The sequence below is a fragment of the Geomicrobium halophilum genome, assembly GCF_014207655.1.
In the GTDB taxonomy this organism is placed as follows: Bacteria; Bacillota; Bacilli; order Bacillales; family Marinococcaceae; genus Geomicrobium; species Geomicrobium halophilum.
In genome coordinates, this window is the sequence record NZ_JACHHJ010000003.1 from 394518 (window position 1) to 416068 (window position 21551).

General features: G+C 42.2%; 23 protein-coding genes. 12 read left to right on the plus strand and 11 right to left on the minus strand.

From position 1 onward, the window contains the following. Window positions 1-8: 8 nt before the first annotated feature. Both HNR44_RS12330 and HNR44_RS12335 read right to left on the minus strand, forming a co-directional pair. Window positions 9-1322 (minus strand): HD domain-containing protein, encoded by a 1314-nt coding sequence (locus tag HNR44_RS12330; RefSeq protein WP_246407367.1) that lies wholly within the window; start codon window positions 1320-1322, stop codon window positions 9-11. A gap of 72 nt (window positions 1323-1394) precedes the next feature. Beyond that, window positions 1395-1598: a hypothetical protein gene (locus HNR44_RS12335; protein WP_184404598.1), complete on the minus strand. Its 204-nt coding sequence runs from the start codon at window positions 1596-1598 to the stop codon at window positions 1395-1397. Between the two features lie 116 nt (window positions 1599-1714). Between HNR44_RS12335 and HNR44_RS12340 the strand changes: the two genes are divergently transcribed. Next, a complete protein-coding gene (locus HNR44_RS12340; protein ID WP_184404599.1) occupies window positions 1715-2542 on the plus strand; it encodes a lipoate--protein ligase family protein in 828 nt (275 codons plus the stop codon). A 54-nt stretch (window positions 2543-2596) separates the two neighbouring features. Here the strand turns inward: HNR44_RS12340 and HNR44_RS12345 are convergent, their stop codons facing one another. Further along, a complete protein-coding gene (locus HNR44_RS12345; RefSeq protein ID WP_184404600.1) occupies window positions 2597-4036 on the minus strand; it encodes an SLC13 family permease in 1440 nt (479 codons plus the stop codon). 283 nt (window positions 4037-4319) lie between these two features. Here HNR44_RS12345 and HNR44_RS12350 point away from each other — a divergent pair, with 283 nt between their 5' ends. The 4 genes from HNR44_RS12350 to HNR44_RS12365 all read left to right on the plus strand — a co-directional run bounded on the left by HNR44_RS12350 (window position 4320) and on the right by HNR44_RS12365 (window position 9508). Further along, a complete protein-coding gene (locus HNR44_RS12350) occupies window positions 4320-5075 on the plus strand; it encodes an enoyl-CoA hydratase/isomerase family protein (protein WP_184404601.1) in 756 nt (251 codons plus the stop codon). A 163-nt stretch (window positions 5076-5238) separates the two neighbouring features. After that, a complete protein-coding gene (gene hemQ, locus HNR44_RS12355) occupies window positions 5239-5985 on the plus strand; it encodes a hydrogen peroxide-dependent heme synthase (RefSeq protein ID WP_184404602.1) in 747 nt (248 codons plus the stop codon). Between the two features lie 269 nt (window positions 5986-6254). Then, window positions 6255-8525 carry a 5-methyltetrahydropteroyltriglutamate--homocysteine S-methyltransferase gene (gene metE / locus HNR44_RS12360; RefSeq protein ID WP_281381421.1) on the plus strand — a complete coding sequence of 757 codons (2271 nt, stop codon included), beginning with the start codon at window positions 6255-6257 and terminating at the stop codon, window positions 8523-8525. Window positions 8526-8683: 158 nt separating this feature from the next. Further along, window positions 8684-9508: an AAC(3) family N-acetyltransferase gene (locus HNR44_RS12365; protein ID WP_184404604.1), complete on the plus strand. Its 825-nt coding sequence runs from the start codon at window positions 8684-8686 to the stop codon at window positions 9506-9508. A 264-nt stretch (window positions 9509-9772) separates the two neighbouring features. Here HNR44_RS12365 and HNR44_RS12370 read toward each other — a convergent pair whose 3' ends face one another. Beyond that, the gene (locus HNR44_RS12370) at window positions 9773-10219 is read right to left on the minus strand and encodes a DUF2188 domain-containing protein (protein ID WP_184404605.1); all 447 of its coding nucleotides are present in this window, start codon (window positions 10217-10219) and stop codon (window positions 9773-9775) included. A gap of 172 nt (window positions 10220-10391) precedes the next feature. Between HNR44_RS12370 and HNR44_RS12375 the strand changes: the two genes are divergently transcribed. From HNR44_RS12375 to HNR44_RS12400, 6 genes are all read left to right on the plus strand, one after another. Further along, entirely contained in the window at window positions 10392-10814 is a 423-nt protein-coding gene (locus HNR44_RS12375; protein WP_184404606.1) for a cell wall hydrolase, read from the plus strand. A gap of 31 nt (window positions 10815-10845) precedes the next feature. Next, window positions 10846-11301, plus strand: coding sequence for a spore coat protein GerQ (gene gerQ, locus HNR44_RS12380; RefSeq protein ID WP_343069490.1), 456 nt, complete (start codon window positions 10846-10848; stop codon window positions 11299-11301). 136 nt (window positions 11302-11437) lie between these two features. Next, a complete protein-coding gene (locus tag HNR44_RS12385; protein ID WP_184404607.1) occupies window positions 11438-13219 on the plus strand; it encodes an ABC transporter ATP-binding protein in 1782 nt (593 codons plus the stop codon). A gap of 231 nt (window positions 13220-13450) precedes the next feature. Then, window positions 13451-13687 carry a ferredoxin family protein gene (locus HNR44_RS12390; RefSeq protein ID WP_184404608.1) on the plus strand — a complete coding sequence of 79 codons (237 nt, stop codon included), beginning with the start codon at window positions 13451-13453 and terminating at the stop codon, window positions 13685-13687. 153 nt (window positions 13688-13840) lie between these two features. Beyond that, complete coding sequence (locus HNR44_RS12395) at window positions 13841-14677, plus strand: DUF368 domain-containing protein (RefSeq protein WP_184404609.1); 837 nt, start codon at window positions 13841-13843, stop codon at window positions 14675-14677. Window positions 14678-14689: 12 nt separating this feature from the next. Beyond that, complete coding sequence (locus HNR44_RS12400) at window positions 14690-15253, plus strand: DNA-binding protein (protein ID WP_184404610.1); 564 nt, start codon at window positions 14690-14692, stop codon at window positions 15251-15253. Between the two features lie 153 nt (window positions 15254-15406). Here the strand turns inward: HNR44_RS12400 and HNR44_RS12405 are convergent, their stop codons facing one another. The 5 genes from HNR44_RS12405 to HNR44_RS12425 all read right to left on the minus strand — a co-directional run bounded on the left by HNR44_RS12405 (window position 15407) and on the right by HNR44_RS12425 (window position 19345). Further along, window positions 15407-15778 (minus strand): DUF423 domain-containing protein, encoded by a 372-nt coding sequence (locus HNR44_RS12405; RefSeq protein WP_184404611.1) that lies wholly within the window; start codon window positions 15776-15778, stop codon window positions 15407-15409. A gap of 49 nt (window positions 15779-15827) precedes the next feature. Further along, on the minus strand, window positions 15828-16118 hold the full coding sequence (locus tag HNR44_RS12410) for a DUF5327 family protein (RefSeq protein WP_184404612.1): 291 nt from the start codon (window positions 16116-16118) through the stop codon (window positions 15828-15830). Window positions 16119-16223: 105 nt separating this feature from the next. Continuing rightward, on the minus strand, window positions 16224-17984 hold the full coding sequence (locus HNR44_RS12415) for a M3 family oligoendopeptidase (protein ID WP_184404613.1): 1761 nt from the start codon (window positions 17982-17984) through the stop codon (window positions 16224-16226). 84 nt (window positions 17985-18068) lie between these two features. Then, the gene (locus tag HNR44_RS12420; RefSeq protein ID WP_184404614.1) at window positions 18069-18254 is read right to left on the minus strand and encodes a hypothetical protein; all 186 of its coding nucleotides are present in this window, start codon (window positions 18252-18254) and stop codon (window positions 18069-18071) included. 62 nt (window positions 18255-18316) lie between these two features. Beyond that, the gene (locus HNR44_RS12425; protein ID WP_184404615.1) at window positions 18317-19345 is read right to left on the minus strand and encodes an AbrB family transcriptional regulator; all 1029 of its coding nucleotides are present in this window, start codon (window positions 19343-19345) and stop codon (window positions 18317-18319) included. 148 nt (window positions 19346-19493) lie between these two features. On the opposite strand from HNR44_RS12425, the gene HNR44_RS12430 reads away from it, so the two are divergent. After that, window positions 19494-19988, plus strand: a complete 495-nt coding sequence (locus tag HNR44_RS12430; protein WP_184404616.1) for a glutathione peroxidase — start codon at window positions 19494-19496, stop codon at window positions 19986-19988. Window positions 19989-20003: 15 nt separating this feature from the next. On the opposite strand, the gene HNR44_RS12435 is transcribed toward HNR44_RS12430, so the two are convergent. Both HNR44_RS12435 and rlmH read right to left on the minus strand, forming a co-directional pair. Then, a complete protein-coding gene (locus HNR44_RS12435; protein WP_184404617.1) occupies window positions 20004-20696 on the minus strand; it encodes a uracil-DNA glycosylase in 693 nt (230 codons plus the stop codon). A gap of 232 nt (window positions 20697-20928) precedes the next feature. Continuing rightward, window positions 20929-21408, minus strand: coding sequence for a 23S rRNA (pseudouridine(1915)-N(3))-methyltransferase RlmH (gene rlmH / locus HNR44_RS12440; protein WP_184404618.1), 480 nt, complete (start codon window positions 21406-21408; stop codon window positions 20929-20931). Between the last annotated feature and the right edge of the window lie 143 nt (window positions 21409-21551).

Here is a 21551-nt window from a genome sequence, read left to right on the forward strand (position 1 = left end):
GTCCCTCCTCAACCTGACAAAATCTCCATGATTTTACGTTTCTCTTCTTCTTGTCCCGGTGTTTTTAAAATATCGCTAGGATAATACAATTTATGATCTGTCCGTTTTTTTCCAGAAATGGCCTCTACTACATCGGATTCCCGCGACAACTCACGGAGTTTCTGATCGTTCATAAGTAAATGAATCGGCATTCGTTCTTCCTCTTCACCAGGCCGGTAAAAATCATAAGGCAAATCAGAAGAAAAATCAACGACTAGATAGTAATTAGGGTCAATGCCGATCGCTTTAAATCGCTCTTGCAACCCAGCCCATTCGTTCATAATAAAATTTTGATCGAATTCAACATATTGAAGCAATCGACGATGGAGAAAACGGCTGCACAAATCAGCGAGTATGCCATCTTTTTCTTCTTCCCACATTTGAAAGTAATAAAATACGATAGACTCATCCAACTTTAAATAATCCGAAATGGTCACTTCTCCTTCAAAAAAAGGAATGAAATGATGGGGAGCTTGTTCAAATGCATATCCTTCTTCATACAGTGCTTTCGCTCGTCGTAATATTTTATTTAAAATGACTTCGGCACTCCGTGTGACAGGATGAAAGTACACTTGCCAGTACATTTGGTAGCGGCTCATAATATAGTCCTCCACCGCGTGCATTCCGGTACTTTTAATGACAACTTGATCTTCTGTCGGCCGCATTACACGCAAGATCCGCTCCATATCAAAATGGCCGTAACTAACACCGGTATAGAATGCATCCCGTTGCAAATAATCCATTCGATCCGCGTCAATCTGACTAGAAATCATACTCACGACGAGTTTATTTGGGTGAGTTTTCTCGATAACATCTGCTACTTCACGTGGAAACTCATCCCCCATACGGCGAAGAACCGCATTCACTTCCGTTTTTCCCGTAATAATAGCGCGAGTCCAACTTTCGTGGTCCGTTTCAAACACCTTTTCAAACGAATGGGAAAAGGGACCGTGGCCAATATCATGTAGAAGTGCCGTCGCCAAGCAAAGTAAACGGTCGTCTTCATTCCAATGGGGATGGTCATTGAACACTTCAATCATCCGGCGCATAATTTCGTACACGCCAAGCGAATGATTAAAACGTGTATGCTCAGCCCCATGAAACGTAAGAAATGTTGTGCCTAACTGGCGAACACGCCGCAATCGCTGAAACTCTTTCGTTCCGACCAAATCCCAGATCAGCTGATCACGAACATGAATGTAACGGTGTACCGGATCTTTAAATACTTTTTCCTCTTTTAATAATGCATTGCCTCTAACCATGGGCAAAGCCAGCCTTTCCATCTCTTTTCCTCTATTATAACGGAAGAAAGAGGAAGATAAAATGAAAGGTATGATTTACATGCAAGTTTTAATTCAAGGTTTTTCTTCAGTTTCTTTCACCATTCTCTTACGAGCAATAGCTGTGGTTATCACCAAAATAGCCATAATCAATGTACTAACGATAACAAACGGCCAATGGATCTGTTCAGCAAATAACCCTTGATAGATAACTGTGAGAACAAATTGTGAAACAGCAATAATTGCACCGGTCGTAATAATCGCTTTCAAGCTCCTCATTTCGATCCCACCTTTATATTAATCCATACCCGTATTATAAATCTCATAAAACGGTATATTGTTAACATGTTATACTATGAAGAGATTTGAATTATATTTGGAACGGAGATCGATGAATGACTAGTGTTAAATCGTTACAGGGCAAGCAATGGCGTTGGTTAGATCATTCAAAAGCAGCTCTTTACTATAGTCCACTGCATTCATTTGCCTATGATGATACCATTTGCGAAAGTGTTGGCAAAGAATATTCTCACCCCGTGGTACATACGTGGGTTCATCACCCAACTATTGTATTAGGTACGCAAGACAGTCGACTGCCATATATACATGAAGCGATTAAAGAACAAAATGAAAAAGGTGTCGAAGTAATCGTACGTAACTCCGGAGGCTTAGCCGTTTATCTTGATCCAGGCATTCTCAATATCTCTCTTATCATGAAAGATACAAAAGATCTTTCTATTGATACGAGTTACGCAATAATGCATGCATTTGTTCAAGAAATGTACAACGATTCGACAAAAGCGATTATTGCCCGGGAAATTGTTGGCTCGTATTGCCCGGGTAATTATGATCTGAGCATTAATGGCAAAAAATTCGCGGGCATTTCGCAGCGACGGCTTCGGAATGGCATTTCCGTACAGGTCTACCTTGCAATTACAGGCTCCGGCTCTGAACGGGCTGAGGTTGTTCGTGACTTTTATCAAACAGCGGGTGGAGAATACCGCACCTCAACACCATCCGTCCAGCCTGAAACGATGGCATCATTATCAGAACTTTACCAGCGTCCAATAACTGTCGCTGAGAGCGTGGAACGCATGCTTCGCGTATTTGGAGATTATGGTATGAAATTGACAAAAACCTCTTTGTCTCCTAATGAAACCCACCGTTTTCATAAACGATTAAGACTGGTCACTGAACGAAATGAGAAAGTGTTACGGGACTAAAATAAGCGCCGCACCACTTCCTTAGTGATGCGGCGCTCAGTTGTGCCAGCCAACTCAAAAACTTAGAACAATAGGCTGCCAGAAATAAACAAACACAACAATTACGATAATTGCGATGATATTCATCCAAAAACCAGCTTTAACCATATCATCCATCTGCAAGTAATCAGAACTAAACACTGCTGCATTTGGAGGTGTCGCAATCGGAAGCATGAACGCACAGGAAGCGGTAAGTGCAACGATGGCCATAATACTATACGGGTCCACACCAATACCCAGTGCAAGCCCAATACTAATGGGCATCATCATATTAGCAAGCGCTGTATTAGACAAAATCTCGGTCATAAATAAAATGGCTGCTGCTAGAACAATTAAAATGAGTACATAAGGTAGAACTTCTACAGCTTCTAACAAATCACCGAACCACTCGGTTAAACCAGAATCCTCAAAAGCAGCGGCTAGAGACAATCCACCACCGAAAAGCACTAACAATCCCCAGGGGAGTTCCTTCATATTCTTCCAAGTCATCAAACCGCCTTGTTCTTGACGGCTGGGCACTAAAAACATCGCGAGGGCTCCAAAAATGGAAATCGATGTGTCTGATATATTGAGAACCTCTTGCCAATCTTCTGGTATAAACCCAGTCGAAAGCCACAGAAATCCAGTTACACTGAATATGGCAAGCACCGCTTTTTCTTCATAAGACATCGGGCCAAGTTCGTTCAATTGATTTCTTGCAAAGTCCTCAGATATTTCTCCGCTTTGGGTGACTTTAAACTGAATCCGGGTAATATAAAAGAACAAAACAGTGATCAAAATAACCGTCACAGGAAAACCAAACAAAAACCAATCTGCAAACGTCACCGTTGTGTCAAGCATATTGTTGGCAACAGCTGCAAACGCTGCGTTGGGAACCGAGCCAATAAGGGTAGCAAGTCCTCCTATGGATGCAGAATAGGCAACGGTTAATAATAGACCTTTAGCAAAGCTATTTAGAGAGCGTTCGTCAAAAAAGTTTTTGTCTTTGACTTCGTTAATTAACGCCAGTGCAATCGGTAACATCATAAGCGCTGTAGCAGCATTGGAGATCCACATGGACAACAGTGCGGTTGAAACAGCAACACCTAAAATAATCCTTTGACCGCTTGTCCCAATCATCGCAATAATAGTCATAGCGATACGTTTATGGAGGTTCCATCTTTCAATCGCAAGTGCAATCGTAAATCCGCCCATATACATAAAAACGATGGGGTCCCCATACGCCATTGTAGCCGTTTCTTCATCAGTGCCACCTGTTAACGGCAGCAAAATAATCGGTAAAAGCGAGGTCGCAGGAATAGGTAGAGCTTCTGTGACCCACCAGCTAGCTACCCAAGCCGTTACAGCTAACACCGCTCTTGGCGAATCATCAAGCCCTGTTATATCTGGTACAAAGTAAAATAAAGAAAATAAAAGAGGACCCAGTACGAGTCCTATGACTTGACGTTTTTGCATGAATACATTCCACCCTCTCTCCAGTCAATCTTCGTTGTGTAAAATTATATAAGAATCAAACATCACTTTTTATCTCTGTACCCGCTTTCAGTATTAATTAGAGAATTCGACTTTTTTCGACAAACACAGATATGTATCAATGTTACTCATAATAGATTAAATTGACAATACATAGAGTATAGGAAATGAAAGTGTATTTTTGCCCTCTTCTTCTCCCTGCAAATAGTTCAAAATAATGGTACAATAAAATGAATAATGATTCAGTGTAAATGGAGGATGAGAGATGACACTAAAACAAGAGACAGTGCTTTATGAAATGAATGACAATGTGGCGACCATCACCTTGAATCGCCCACAAGTGAAAAATGCCCTTAATTTTGCCATGCATGATGAATTATTTGCGGCTTTCAATGAAGCAAATCACGACAATAATGTCAAAGTCATCATCCTACGTGGTTCAGGTGATGCTTTTAGTGCCGGAGCTGATTTAAAAAGTTTTTCTCTTGAAGATCGGGAGAACATTGACTACGGCCATTATTTACGCGAAACGTACAACCGGCTTATTCTTTTCATTTCAGATATCCCTAAGCCGATCATTGCTTATCTCAACGGTACAGCCGTTGGTGCAGGATTAAGCATCGCCCTTGCTTGTGATTTTCGTGTAGCTTCCTATGATGCAAGAGTAGCTTTAAGCTTTCTAAAAATTGGACTAGTCCCGGATGCGGGTGCTTCTTATTTTCTCCCCCGACTCGTAGGGCTTGGAAAAGCAATGGAATTAGCTTTAGGCGAATCCTTAACCGCAGAAGAAGCCTACCGTATTAACCTGATTAACAAAATTGGTTCACCTGATGAGTTAGCCGCTTCATTAGCGAATACCCCGGCTGAAGCGTATGGATGGATGAAACAAAACATGAAAGAAGGGTTTGAGAAAAGCCTTGCTGAGGTGCTAGAAATGGAAGTCACAGCACAAAGCAAAGCAGGATCCTCCGAAGAACATTTGGCAGCCCTTCAACAATTTCTCGGAAGATCGACACATTAATTAATACTCGCTGGCTATAATTTTTTTACGTTCTGCAAATGTGCTATGATAGGGAGTATAAACATAAGTTGGGCAATAAAAAAGTCGACAGGTGATAGAAGACCAACAACCTTTCTATCCAACAGACTAGGGTCCTTTAAGAGAAAGAAAGGAGTATAGCCTTATGGGTGAGCCAGCAGAAACGATTGACGGCTGGTATTGTTACCACGACTTCCGCTCTATTGATTGGACGTCCTGGAAAAGAGTACCGGCAGATGAAAGACATAGCATTTTAGCGGAATTTATCTCCATGGTTGAAGAATGGGCAGACAATGAAAATAGGGCAGAAGGCAGCTATGCCCTTTACTCTATCATCGGACAAAAAGCGGATATTATGTTCATGTTACTCCGCCCTACCATGAAAGAACTAGAACAAATTGAAAAAGCCTTTAACAAAACACGTTTAGCTGAATACACGATCCCCGCATATTCGTATGTCTCAGTTGTTGAACTTGGTAAATATATGTTCCGAGGGGAAGGAGATCCTCTCGAAGATCCAAGCATCCGGGAACGCGTTTTCCCCATCCTGCCGAAATGGGAACATGTTTGTTTCTATCCCATGTATAAAAAAAGGGAAGGAAACGATAACTGGTACTCGCTACCTGCGAAAGAACGCGGTCAATTGATGTATTCCCACGGAATGATTGGCCGGAAGTACGCCGGACACGTGAAACAAATCATCACTGGCTCTACCGGTTTTGACGATTGGGAATGGGGGGTCACCTTGTTTGCCCATGATGTGCTTCAGTTTAAGAAACTCATTTATGAAATGCGTTTTGACGAAGTATCTGCACGGTTTAGTGAATTTGGACCCTTTTACATCGGGAACGTATTGAAGAAGGACGAGATTGAAGTGTATTTCCAAGTATAATTATCGGAATACCCTTGACAGAATTCCTTCTTTCTTTTATTGTTTAAAGTATACACGTAAATACAAATGGTTAGGAACAATGGATATTTTTACCTTCCATTGGGGTAAAAATATCCTTTTTTACTATCAATGATGTTTAGAATGACGGAATAGCCAAAGAAAACTGAACTTCGAGAACCTTAACAAATGGTTGAGGAATACAGAAGCAGTGAATAACGGCTCTATTTCCCTGACTTTTGAACATCCTCTATCACAAGTAGGAGGCGATGATGTTGAGAACAAGTCTATTAGGCTATCCCCGCATTGGAGAAAAACGGGAATGGAAAAAAGCATTGGAATCCCACTGGGCAGGTGACACCTCCTCAGAGGAACTTCATGCAGAAATGAAACGTATCCGTTTAAGCCATCTTCAAAAGCAGAAAGATGCTGGTGTAGAATGGATCCCGGTTGGTGATTTTACTTATTATGACCACATCTTGGATACAGCCACAATGTTTGGTTTTATCCCTGAACGTTTCGACTACGAAGGCGGGCAAGTCCCTTTAGATACTTACTTTGCAATGGCGCGCGGGAATAAAGAAATCCATGCTGCAGAAATGACAAAATGGTACAACACGAACTATCATTACATCGTACCTGAGATTGAAAACACAACCCCATCCTTAACGGAAAATTACTTGCTCAACGCCTATAAAGAAGCAAAAGAAGAGCTAGACATTGAAGGAAAACCTGTCATCATCGGACCTTATTCTTTCCTTAAATTAGCGAAGCATTATAAGCACAGCGATTTTCCTGAACTGCTCGAAAATCTGACAAAAGTATATAGCCAACTTTTTACAGAACTTGCCGATGAAGGGGTTCAATGGGTCCAAGTAGACGAGCCATCGCTTGTGACTACAATTCCGGAAGAAGACATTACACTTGTTTCAAAAACTTATGAAACTCTCAATAAAGAAGTGCCACAACTCAATCTACTTTTGCAAACCTACTTTGATGCTGTCAGTCATTATGAAAAAGTAAGTCAGCTCCCTGTTGCCGGCCTTGGCTTGGACTTTGTCCATGATGAAGGAAAGAATCTTCATGCGATTCAATCACAAGGGTTCCCAAAAGACAAAGTCCTCGGCGCCGGAATTATTGATGGGCGAAATATCTGGAAAGCGAAAATGAAAGATAAACTTGTATTGTTGAAGGAAATCCAAAAAGTTGTTGAAAATGACGACCAGATTTGGCTCCAGCCTTCAGCAAGTTTATTACACACACCTGTCACCGTAAAAAATGAACCTGACCTTGACGAAACATTGATACAGGCGCTTTCATTTGCGGATGAGAAAATGATCGAAATTTCTACCCTTCAAAAGCTGGCTGCAAATGAAGCTTCGGCAGATTCTATCGAATTACAAGAAAATGAACAAATTTTTGCAGACCTTAAAGCCAAAGGTTGGCGGCAAGAAGAGCCGGATCGCACTGCATTTAAAGAAGTCAGCCGAACCCTTCCCTATGAAGAACGCCGAAAAGAGCAACTGGAGAAGTGGCAATTGCCAACTCTTCCAACGACAACCATTGGCAGCTTTCCGCAAACGAGAGATGTCCGTCGCCTACGCGCCCGTTTTAAAAAAGGCGAACTCTCCAATCTGGAGTATCAGGCAGCAATTAAATCTCATATCGAAACGTGGATCAAACACCAGGAAGAGATTGGCTTGGATGTCCTTGTACATGGGGAGTTTGAGCGTAATGATATGGTAGAATTTTTTGGAGAACGCTTAGATGGTTTTGCATTTACGAAAAACGCCTGGGTACAATCGTACGGTTCACGTGGAGTAAAGCCGCCAATCATTTACGGAGACGTCCGATTCAAAGCACCAATGACGGTTGAAGAAACGCTGTATGCTCAATCTTTAACTGATAAACCGGTCAAAGGAATGTTAACCGGTCCAGTAACCATTCTTAATTGGTCTTTCGAACGGGATGATCTGCCAAAACAACAAGTTGCTTTCCAAATTGCAGAAGCAATCAAGGAAGAAGTGAGCGCATTGGAAGATGCAGGCATTGAAATGATCCAAATCGATGAACCTGCTTTAAGAGAAGGGCTCCCCCTTAAACGGGAAGATTGGCAAACGTATCTGGACTGGGCTGTTCATGCGTTCCGCCTGAGCTCATCCCACGTGAAAAACACGACACAAATCCATACTCATATGTGCTACAGTGAATTTCAGGATATCATCTCAGCTATTAGCGCTCTCGACGCTGATGTTATCTCCATTGAAACTTCGAGAAGTCAGGGAGACATCCTGGAAACGTTCGAAGACAACGTCTATGACAAAGGAATTGGTCTCGGGGTCTATGACATCCACAGTCCGCGCGTGCCGTCGGAAGATGAAATGCTGCACGTGATCGACCGTGCACTCAGTGTTCTGCCTGCCGATCTTTTCTGGGTCAACCCTGACTGTGGCTTGAAAACCCGTAATGAAGAAGAAACGATTGCAGCATTGAAAGAAATGGTCAGTGCCGCTCAAAAAGCACGAAACAAGGTAACGAGCTAAGGAATCGATAGTGAAGCCTCCCGACGACACAGGTCGCGGAGGCTTTTCTTTTATGATGAATAGACGGTTGCGTGCCTGGCTCGTTTCTAAGGGAATAAGAATCGGCCTTTTTTTCTAGTATAATAGTTATTAATATTCTATTTAGAAAGGAAAAGATAATGTCTGAAGAAAAAGTCATTCAAGCATCTTTATCACCGCAAACGCGTACTTCATTGTCCAATAGCCTAATAGATTTAGGTTTGAAAGAGGGAATGATAGTAATTGTTCACTCCTCTATGAGTGCCCTCGGCTGGGTATGTGGGGGGCCCGTAGCAGTTATCCAATCTATACAAGATGTTATTACCGCAAATGGAACGCTTGTGATGCCAACACACAGTGCGAATGTCTCTGACCCAAAAGAGTGGGGCAATCCATCCATTCCTAAATCTTGGGTGACAACGGTAAGGGAAGAAATGCCAGCATTTGATCCGAATATAACCCCAACACTGGCCATGGGAAGTGTTGCAGAAACTTTCCGATCATTTCCTGATGTAAAACGAAGCTATCACCCCGTTCATTCCTTTGCGGCTTGGGGCAAACATCGTGACACGATCATTGATCATCACTCTTTAAAGAATGGACTTGGAGAAAATTCTCCATTGGCTAGCATATATGAACTCGGTGGGCATGTTTTAATGTTAGGAACCGAATACGATACGAATACATCAATGCACCTTGGAGAACATCGATCGGGTGTCATTGACACCTTTACAAGAGCAAGTCCGATATTTGAAAATGGGAAAAAGGTGTGGAGAACATATAGCGAAATTGATTATGATGAAGAGGCATTTCCCAACATAGGCGAAGGCTTTGAATCGAAACATACTATCAGTGTACGTAAGATAGGAACTTCTAAGACTACATTGTTGTTTCAACCAGACCTTGTAGACTACACGGCAAAGTTTCTCCGTGAACAAGTGTCCATGAATAAATGCAATAAATAAAAATATTCACTATATGTAATCGCTTTCTCATTGCATTCCAGCTATTCTCCGTTGGATGTTCAGTAGTTAGGCGAATAACCCACGGATGCAATCGTGGGAGTGTCAAATCTGTAGTTTTCTTCATTGATTATAAAAACCATAAACCGTCCATGTCCCGTGGCCGGCTAATGTTCAGTTGCTTAGCCGACACGAGACATCGTTGTAGCCCAGTGGAACCATCGATACTTCCTCGACGGTTTAAACATCTGATCAAAAGCGCTCTCCCTACCGTTCATAATTCTGCGTTTCTTCTACACTGTGATCCTGACGGTGAATAATGAGTTGTGTACCTTTATTGCGAGCAATTTCACGCCCCCGCTTGACCGCTTCTTTTTTATTGTCAAAAACATCGGAAGCCTGAAAGGCTCCCTCGGCTTGTACCGCCCAACCACCGTCTTGATGAGGTGTTACGAACTGTGGACGATCAAGCAGTTCCGGCCGGCTGCTCTCGTCTCCTTCCCCCTCTGTGTCTCCTTCTCTCAAAAATTCCTGAATCTCTTTTTCGCTTGCGTTCTCATACCATTCCTTCGCTTGCTGCGTAGCAATCGGGATCGCTCTTCCTTCGTCATGGCCATCGGCAAGCATGGCATTGCCAACTTCGATGGCTTTTTTTCGAACAGCTTGATCAAGATTTTTTAATGAAGATGGGTAGTCGTTCATATTCCACGGCATGTGAACCCGCCTTTCCATCGATTTAGTTTACTATATCCGTATGGAGTACGGTTTAAACAAGCACGCATTCCTGTGAAGAAAAAATAATACATATCTCATTTCGAGACTCATACCATGTAGTAATGCGTGAAGAGAGGACATGATAAAGACGACGATTTGGAGGTGGCCATCCATGGCTGTCATACAAGCTACAGAGCAGGATGTGCGAATGCTTGCCCGTTTAATTCGGGCAGAAGCGGAAGGTGATGGCAAGTTGGGAATGCTCAATGCCGGCACTACGGCGGTCAATCGTGTTCGTTTTAACTGTTCGGATTTCGAAGATATTCGTACCGTTGAACAGATGACATTTCAATCACCCGGAGGATTTGAAGCTGTCCAGAAAGGCTACTTTTACCAACGAGCACGAGATAATGAAATCCAACTCGCTCGCAGACTGATACAGGGAGAACGTTTTCATCCGGCGCAACGATCCCTTTGGTTTTTTAGACCGCCTGGGGCATGCGAGCCTGACTGGTTCGGTCAACCTCTGATTGGTCGCTATAAAGCGCATTGTTTCTATGAGCCATTACCGGAAGAATGCCCTGAAATGCAATGAAAATTAAGTATAAAAAAGAGGAGGAAATTACGTGTACGGAAATCCATGGTATGGGTACTATCCCTACTACCCCCAACAGTATGCACCAACGTTCACTCCCCAAGAACAGGAGCATCTAATGAGACAGGAGCCTAATAATCAGCAGCAACAGCAGCAACAACAACAGCAGTTCCCTTGGCCTGATAATGGAGAACTACCAGTTGAACAATCGTACATTGAAAATATTTTGCGCTTGAATTTAGGTAAGACAGCAAGGGTATATATGACATTTGAAAACGGTGGAAACCAGCAATCACAAGTATTCGAAGGCAGATTGGAAGCAGCCGGGCGTGATCATATCATCATTGTAGATGATGATACCGGCAGGCGTTACCTGTTGCTTATGGTGTATCTTAATTATGTAACCTTTGACGAACCCCTTGATTATGAATATCCGTTCGCTAACGAAGGAGGCGAACAGCAGCTGGCACAATATTCACCTCGTTAATCAATGCTTAAGGAGCAATCTTTGCGGTCCATAGCAAAGACCCTGCTCTTTTTTTTTGCTTTACAAATCAACTTCTTTTTCGATACCCTTTAAAACGATATGAAAATGCACATCCTACGTTTTGAGGAGGTGCCAAATGCGAGGGAATCCTTCTTTAGAAGAGAAACCACGAAAACAGAGCGTACGTCAGATGTTTGCTGACTTATTTTCTCGAGTGCGCCCGCAGTGGCGCTTAATCATTATAGCGATGATCGCTGTATTGTTCGTCGCTCTCATTGAGTTCGCGATCCCCCAATTCATTCAATTCACGATTGACATAGTCATTCCTGAGCAACAGCTGGACATGCTCGGTTGGATTTTCGCAGGTGTTATTGGTGGGGCGATTTTACTCGTGGGTTTTCAATTTACAGGAAGCTACCTCATGGCCATCGTTGGTCAACGCGCCCTTTATGAGCTGCGAAATGACCTGTACAAGCATATGCAACATGCAGATGTTTCTTTTTTTGATCGTAATCGTACCGGAGATTTGATGTCCAGAATGACGAATGATGTCAATATGTTACAGCAATTGCTTTCTTCCGGACTTTTAAATTTACTTACAGATATCTTCATCTTCATTGCCATATCGACGTATATGTTTTACGTCAATTGGCAGCTAGCTACGCTTATCTTAGTGACGTTTCCGCTTCTTTTTTACCTTACTCGTTATTTTGGCAAGCGTATCCGCAAGGCTTATTTAAAAGTTCAGGGGAGTCTAGCTGACATGAATAATCACTTGCAAGATACGTTTTCTGGTGTTCGACTTGTAAAGTCATTTGCGATGGAAGATTATGAAGCAGAGCGATTTTCCGAGCGCAATGAAACGAACCGACATGCAAATATCGATGCTGCGAAAAACTTCTCCCTGTTTGGCCCAATGGTAAACTTTGTGAATTATATCGGCATGGGGGCAGTGGTTGTCTTCGGGGCCCTGCAAACGATGGAAGGAAACATGACAGTCGGGATGATCGCTACATTTCTGGTTTATTTACGCCTTTTGCAAAACCCGATTAGGCGGGTGAGCCGATTGATGAACACCATCCAGCAAGCGGCCGCTGCCTATGATCGAATTATGGCGATTTTAGAAACGAGGCCAGCAATTCAAGATCCGCCAAGCGCGAAGACTTTGTCCATTAAGCACGGAGAAATCACATTTCATGACGTAACTTTCGCTTACGAGGAGACAAATGTACTGAAGCATATTGATGTTCGTTTTCAAGGCGGAAAAACAACCGCTCTCGTCGGCCCCTCCGGTTCAGGAAAAACAACGATTACACAGTTGCTTACTCGCTTTTATGACCCTGGAGAAGGCTCGATTACGATCGATGGTACACCGATTGATGAGGTTACCCTCTCTTCGCTCCGCTCACAAATCGGGGTCGTCAGCCAAGACGTCGTACTGGTTAATGGCACCATTCGTGACAATATCGCCTACGGCCAAGCAAATGCATGTATGAATGAAATCAAAACAGCCGCGCAAATCGCACATGCGGAAGGCTTTATCAAGGAACTTCCAGACGGATACGATTCCATGGTCGGTGAACGAGGCGTGAAACTTTCCGGGGGGCAAAAACAAAGAATTTCTATCGCCCGGGCCTTGTTAAAAGATCCGAAGATCATCTTGCTCGATGAAGCAACTTCCGCCCTTGACACCGAGGCTGAAAAAGCAATTCAAGCCGGATTGGCACAATTGTTACAAGACCGTACGGCACTTGTGATCGCCCACCGTCTATCAACGATTCAAAATGCCGATCATATCATCGTCCTTGATGAAGGACGCGTCGTTGAACAAGGAACTCATGAAGAATTACTGAGATTCAATGGCCGATATCAGCACTTGCATCGTATGCAGTATTCAAAGCAGGGAGTGTTCAGCTAAGAAGACCGTCAATACCGATAGGATATAGCGATTTTCTATATTTGATTGGCTCTAAAAGCAAGCCCTGCTTCATTGTCGTTTTTACTTTTCACGCCCCACATATGTTACAATATAAAATATTCTTACTTGAGTTGCCAAAATAATTCAAGATTTCTATTCGAATAATGGGGATGAAGTGTTTTAACTGCATTCCATCTTCCGTTATAATCAATATAGGGAGGTGAGATCAAGATGCCATTCGTCATTACGTCACCCTGTAAAGATGAAAAAAACGGTTCTTGTGTAGAAGTTTGTCCAGTCGATTGTATCGAAGAAGGAAAGGACATGTTCTACATTGACCCGGATATCTGTATAGATTGCGGTGCATGCGAACCTGTGTGTCCAGTAGAGGCCATTTATCCAGACGATGAAGTGCCTGAAGAAGAAGCACAATACATCGAATTAAACCGGGCCTTTTATCAAGAATAATGAACCATTCACAAAAGTGTAGATGGACGAGTTCATCAAAAACCGTTAACATCTGCACTTTTCTATCTTGTCTTCGTCATTCTTCTATAGATTTTTTGGCGTCCTCGTGGTATAACGGTGGAAGCTGCGTGAATACTAGGAGGATTTATACATATGGGGAAATGGATGGATTTGAATAACCTTTGGCGCGGCCTAATTATGGGAGGCGTTGAAACAGTTCCCGGGGTGAGCAGCGGTACGATCGCCATTGTTTTAGGGATATATGAGCGTTTGATCGCGTCTATTAATGGATTATCAACAAGAGAATGGAAAAAAAGCTTGGCTTTCCTTATCCCACTGGTAAGTGGCATATTTGTAGCGGTATTTTCAATCGCTCGGGTGCTGGATTGGCTGCTTGACACTTACCCAAACCAACTATTTTTCTTTTTTCTTGGTTTAATCATAGGTATCGTTCCTTTCCTACTTAAAAAAATCAACTATAGGCGTTCATTTACAGGTAATCATTATTTAGTGTTATTTATATTCTTAGTCTTTATTGTATGGGTAGGGTGGATGCAGGAACCGGAAAATGCTAGTATTATTGGGTCCATGGACAGCAGTGATTATATCGCCATATTTTTCCTTGGCTGGGTTGCAAGTTCAGCGATGATCCTTCCAGGTTTAAGCGGTTCTTTTATATTATTAGTGTTCGGTTATTATGAAACCATCATTAATGCATTAAAAAGTGTTCATCTTCCGATTTTACTCACGTTAATTGCAGGAATCGGAGTTGGAGTACTCATCACGAGCAAAATTGTTCATTTCTTTCTGGAAAAATTTCCAGTAGGAACGTATGCAGCCGTCATTGGAATGGTGATTGGATCAGTGTTTGTTGTTTTTCCAGGCATTCCACCCGGTGCCGGCGGGCTTATTGCCTCCCTATTAGCTGCTTTTGCCGGGCTTATAATTGCTTATCTGCTCGGGGAAGTAGAGTACAATGAAAATCCATAATGATAGAAGCAGGTGAGAAGCATCGACTACATCCTTTATCTTATTATTGCATTCCTGGTAGCAGCCATCCCATTACTCGAGTATATGACAGCTATTCCATTGGGGATTGTTGTGGGCTTACCTACGATTCCTATTATTATTGTAGGCTTTCTGGGCAATCTGACCACTGTACTCTTGCTTATTCTCCTCGTAGATAAAATACGAAACATAAATTACAACCGGCAAAAACAAAAAGAATTAGTGCCAAATGCGGTTGAAGATGAAATGATGGAAACAGAACAAGCGGAAAGCCATGACAAAACAACAGAGGCCCCCGCTTCTGCTGCTGATTCCGATGAGGATGATACGTTTATAAGCAAACGCAGGCAAAAAGCACGGAAAATTTGGGATAAATACGGACTCCCCGGCCTCACCATAATTGGCACAGGTATTCTCAGCAGTCATATCACAGCTTTGATGGCTTGCACATTTGGGGGGAACCGCGCCTATGTATCGATATGGATGACCATTAGTCTTGCTATTTGGTCCGTGGCTCTTGGCATCGCTGTTCACTTTGGTATGGACGCACTCTTTTAATCGTTTCTGATAAGCACCTCTGACTGAGCGTCCGGGAGAATTTTTATTGGATTCCGATAGGGTCCCTTAAAAATATAAAAAGAATGCTAATAGGGTTTAGTTATTACATACGAGAATCACATCACAAAGCACCGGGAACTTCCCCGGATTTTTTTACATTTTCATCACTGCAAGCGTTAATAAAATCCATCCAACAATGAAAGAGACACCCCCAATAGGAGTTATCGCTCCTAGCCAAGTCATTCCTGTTAAAGCCATTATATAAAGGCTTCCGGAGAAAACAATGATCCCAAACAGCATTAGCCATCCAGACCAGCTTACCATTGAACTTCCACCGCTTATCGTTCCAACAATCCCAACTGCGATCATGCCGAGGGCATGAAACATATGATACTGCACACCCGTTTGGTAATTATCTAACATTCGTTCACTTACTCTACCTTCTAGACCATGGGCACCAAAAGCGCCAATCGCAACTGCAAGTGCTGACATAACGGCACCAATTACGAGAATCGTTTTTGCCATTTGCTGTCACTCCTTACTATAGAGAATCATAACTGAAGGATGCTTCAACCTAAAATTCAAGCAAATTACCGTGAGTGGAAGCTGTCCGCTCACCATGAGGTTGATGAATCGATGCAGAGCGATCCAATGAACTTTCCTCTTGGAGAGAGGGCGTGAAAGTTTTCGGATTTTCCGTAGGCTTAACAGAAGAGGTTCCTTCTTCTAATAATTCGCTATAGGCACGTACCAAGCGTGTATGTTCCCGAATCGTCTCAGTTTTTTCCTGATTTGAAACCGCCTTCTCGAGTTTCAATGTTTCCTGTTTTATTTTTGCAACAATCATCTCTCCTGATATTTGCATCGAAGAGCCTCCTCACTTAATCTCCAATCCCCTTTTATTTTAGCATCTTTGCAATAAATTCCCAAAAAACGAGGCCAGTTTTTATTAACCAGCCCTGTTCATTCGTTATTCTGTTAGTTCAAGGAATGTCTCAATGTCTTCAATAATCGGCTGTGCAGCTTGACGCCAAAAATCCTTTCTCGTCAGATCCACACCTAAATGATGCTCGGCCAATTCTTCAACGGTCATTGCCGCCGAATCTTTGAGCAGTGAAATATAGGCCGTTTCGAAATCCTCTTGATTTTGTTTGGAGCGTTGGTAAATCCCTAGGCTGAACAAATACCCAAATGTATAAGGAAAATTGTAAAAAGGGGTTCGCGTAATGAAAAAATGGAGCTTCGATGACCAAAAGTATGGATCATGCACATCCAATTCTCCACAATAAGCTTCTTTTTGACTCTCGACCATTAAATGTTTCAACTCATCTGGATTCACCCATCCTTGTTTCCGCCTTTCATAAAAACGTTTTTCAAATAAAAAACGCGCATGAATATTCATGAAAAAGGCACAACTGCGGTTAATTTTCGTATCGAGTAACTTAATCTTTTCATCGCGGGAAGAAGCTTCTTTCACAGCTGCATCAGCCATAATTTGCTCAGCGAATGTGGAAGCCGTTTCGGCAACATTCATTGCGTATCTGGTTGTAAAATATGGAAGGCCCTCCATTGTCCTTTGATGAAAAGCATGTCCCAGCTCATGAGCCAACGTCTGCACATTCCCAGATGTTCCATCATACGTCATAAAAATACGGCTCTGACCCGATACCGGGAATGTTGTGCAAAAGCCTCCCGGACGTTTATGGTCCCGATCCTCGGCTTCAATCCAGTTTTTATCAAAGGCTTCTCGAGCAAAATCGGCCATGATCGGACTAAACGAACGAAAATGAGCCTCAATATCCTGAGCTGCCTCTTCGTACGGGATTTCTTTCGTGTTATCCCCAATCGGTGCTGAAATATCATGCATGTGTAGTTTATCGATACCAAGAAGCGCCTTTTTTCGACGTAAATACATCACAAGCATTGGTTTAACTTCTTCAATGGCTGCCCACATCGCGTCTAACGTTTCCGATTGCATGCGATTGATCATTAACGGTTCTTTTAATGGATCACTCCAGCCTCTTTTTTCATACAGGGCAAGCCGAAACCCGGATAAATGATTGATGGCCTCCGCGAACAAGTCTTCATGATCTTCCCACTTCTCTTCAAGAGCAGCTGCCCATTTTTTCCGCACAGCACGGTCACTGCTCCCTTTCTTGTTATTGGCTTGCCCAACAGAAAGTGTCTCGTCATCTTTAGTAATACGCATTTGCGCGATCAATGTATCGTACATATCACTCCAACCATGATACCCATCTTGACTTAATGCCTCTGCAAGCTGTTCATAAGTCTTCTCCATTTTTTCCCGACCTTTTTGTCTACGTTCATGTAGAGGAAAGGATCGTGCTTTCATATCAGGATGAGACATGAGGTTTTGCCATTCTTCTTCTTTCATATGTAAAAGATGATCCTCAAGTTCCGTATCAATCGATTGCAGTTGGCCAAGTATTGGTTTCAGATTGGCTCTCCATTGCTTGGCTTCTTGATCTTTGATATTGGCACTTACAAGGCAGGTAGTAAAAGCGGACGCTTCCTGGAAACGCGCTGTAAGATCTTCAAGCTGGATAAAGGAAAACGTAAAGTTATCGATATCGCCCTCTGATAATGTTTCCACTTTTTCCCTTAATTTTTTAAGATCAATTTTTAATTCACTAACAAATGACTGGAACGATGAATCATTCACATGACCGCCAGCAAAAACCGTACCTAAGTTCCACTGTAATTTTGACATTATGGATACCTCCTTTGTTTAAAATATCATATTTTTTTGTAAATTATCAAGAAATAAAGGGCCTCTTAACAGGCCCTCCCTCACTTATTCTGACGGTTCTACACGTTCATACCCATAGGCTTCGATTTTAGGAAAATTTTCATTATCTACGATCCAAAAGATCCCTTCATTATCTTTGACAATCACTTCATCTTTTTTTAAAGCTTCACGTGCATTTTCCACATTATCATAACGTTCAGCCGGTATTTGCATATCATCAATTTTAATCATGCTTTCACCCCCAATGATTTGTGTAAACATCATTCCCGTAGCTTGGATATCATAAACAAGTTTTATTCGGTTCGATTTATCCACCATTTCAATAAAAAAGGCAAAACAAGAAAAATAGAAACCACACGGATAATATGCAAACTAGCAACTAAGGTCGGTTCCATTTGCAGAGCAAAAGCGGTTGAAGCCATTTCTGCTGCTCCAGCCGGGACGGTGCTTAACAGACTCGTAAAATAAGACAGGGGGGTTAACAAGAAAAATATCCCAGCAATAACAAGGCTTCCAAGAAGATACAACCCGAGAATCTTTACACTCGCAGTCCCTATGGATTTTAATCGTACAAGAGTGCTGCGCTCAAACCGAATTCCAACCATTGCGCCTATAAGTCCTTGTCCTATTCCCGAAATATATCCTGGTACCTCACCAATATGAATGATGAATTCGCTAAGTATAAACCCCAAGGCGATAGAATAAATCAAAATCCCGCCAGGAAAATTAATGAAGCGATTTAACAGATAAGCACCTAAAATCACGATCACAAAAAATGAAACCTGTACCCCTGTGGGCAGAAGCTGTGGAATTGCACTGGGATCAGTACTCCCCTGCCCATAAATCATTCCTATGCCAAACGGAATCATGAGGACAAACATCGTGATACGGGCTGTGTGAAAAGCAGCGACAATACGCTGGTCAGCTCCATATTCACGGGATAACGCGATCACTTCTGAAGCACCTCCAGGAATCGTACAAAAAAAAGCGGTGCGTTGATCTAAGTCTGTCCAACGGGAAAGGAGAATCCCAAACGATAACCCAGCTAGCAAAGTAAACAGCAACGTAATTAATAATGGCAGAAGATATTGTACAAGTTGCTGGAATAAACCCCTTTCCATCAAAATTCCAATATTAGCACCGACGAGCGCGAGTACCATTTGGAAAGGCCAACCTGTAAAATCGTAATCTCTAATAAATATCCCAAAAAAAATTCCTGTCAATAAGGCTCCGAGCAGCCAACCAGCGGGTACTCCTAGGAGTGAAAAGATTCCACCAACGAAAAGTCCGACTGTCAAAAATAACAACTTATGTATCCACATCTTATCCACAACCCTCAGTGTTGTTTCCTATAGTTATACAACTCTATATCTTCCTTTATCTTATCAATGGTTAAACATGATGAATCAATGTTTGCTTATCCACAGTTCGGGGTATTCTATTAATATAAAGAAGGAGGTTATCTGTATTATGAGTACAAATTCAGGTTTATATAGAATGAATGTAACAAAAGCAAATGGAGAAGAAATCAGTCTTGGGGAGTACCGCGGTAACGTACTGCTTATCGTCAATGTAGCTTCTGAATGTGGATTCACCCCGCAATATGAACAATTGCAGGACATTTATGAAGAATATCGCGACCGCGGTTTTGAGATATTAGCGTTCCCATCCAACGATTTCGGCGGCCAAGAACCTGGCAGCAATGAAGAAATTGCCTCGTTTTGCGAAGGAGAATATGGTGTAGAATTTGAAGTGTTCGATAAAGTACATGCACGCGGCCAGGCTCAGCATCCCCTTTACCAATGGTTGATTGACAAAACCAATCCAGGCGGGCAAATTGATTGGAACTTTGAAAAATTCATCATTTCCAGAAGTGGTGAAATTCTAGGAAGCTTTAAAAGTTCAACAAAGCCAGATGATCCCCAGATCACCCAAATGATTGAACGAGGTCTTGAACAGGAGTAATATTGTTCCCAGCAGTTAATGGTCCTGCTGGGAATTCATACTTGTTTTACACCAATCAATCGTTTGCAAGCCTTTCATATGTAAAAAGTCGTTTGCTCGTGTAAATGGGCGACTCCCAAAAAAGCCTTTATGTGCCGCAAATGGACTTGGATGAGGGGAACGGATTAAGCAATGATGATCTTCGATCATAGCCGCTTTTGCCTGCGCATGCCGTCCCCATAACATAAAAACAACAGGATCTTTTTTCGCACTGATGGTTTTTATGATTTGATCCGTAAAGATTTCCCATCCTTTTCCCTTGTGAGAGGCTGCTTCATGAGCACGAACGGTCAATACGGTATTTAACAGCAGAACCCCCTGATGGGCCCAGCCCCGCAAATCTCCATTTTTTGGTATGGCACAACCTATATCACTCTCTAACTCCTTAAAGATATTCTGTAGAGAAGGGGGCGTTTTCACCCCTGGCTGCACTGAAAAACTGAGCCCATGGGCTTGGTTGGGTCCGTGATAAGGATCTTGACCTAAAATAATTACTTTCGTATTTTCATATGAAGTCAAATGAAGGGCATTAAAAATATCATACATACTCGGGTAAATAGGCCTTTCCGTATATTCCTTCTTCAAAAACGCCCGCAGTTCCTTGTAATAATCTTTATCAAACTCTGCTCCCAAATGATTCGCCCAATCATTATGTAGAGGCATTTTCATATTTTCCCCTCCCATGTTCCACGTGAAACATTACTCTTCTATTCTTGTCATTGCTGTTAAAACATACAATGCAATTTTTAACTATCTTCCAAAAAATAACAGTTGATCAGACTTACTTTTCTCATATTATAGTAATCAACATTCATCAATGTAACTGTCAAGGGACACTAATGGAATTTCTACATCTCCCATACATAAAAGTAAACTCCAAATGCCAGCTCTCTTGACTCGTTTATTTATGGTAAGGCGTTCCTTTTTGAATTTGTATAAACCGATAAATTTGCTCCGTTACCATTAATCGTATCAACTGATGGGGGAACGTCAATGCAGAAAATGACCAGCGTACATCCGCTCTCTGTAAGATTTCATCACTGAGGCCGAGGGAACCGCCTATCATAAATGTGAGATGGCTGCGACCATGTACGGCCAGATTGTCAATATGAGAGGCCATCTCTTCTGAACTAAACATTTTTCCTTTTCGATCCAATGCAATCAGATAAGTTTGGGGATTCATTTGCTGTAACAATCGTTTTCCCTCTTTCTGCATCACCTGAATAGCTTCCTTGTCACTACGACCTTCGGGAGCGCGTTCATCTGCTACCTCTTTAATCGAAAATTTGACATCATTTTTTAGTCGTTTTTCATACTCTTCAATACCTCTCAACAAATATTTTTCCTTACATTTTCCAACAGCAAGTATTTGAATATTCAACTGTCCACCACCTTATCCACAGAAGTTATCCACATATTCACAGTTTTTTCGTTAGTTCTTTTCCATATGCTTATTTCAAGCCATTGGTCATTGTGGATAACTGACGTAAAAAGGAATCCTCTTATTTAGTGAGGATTCCTTTT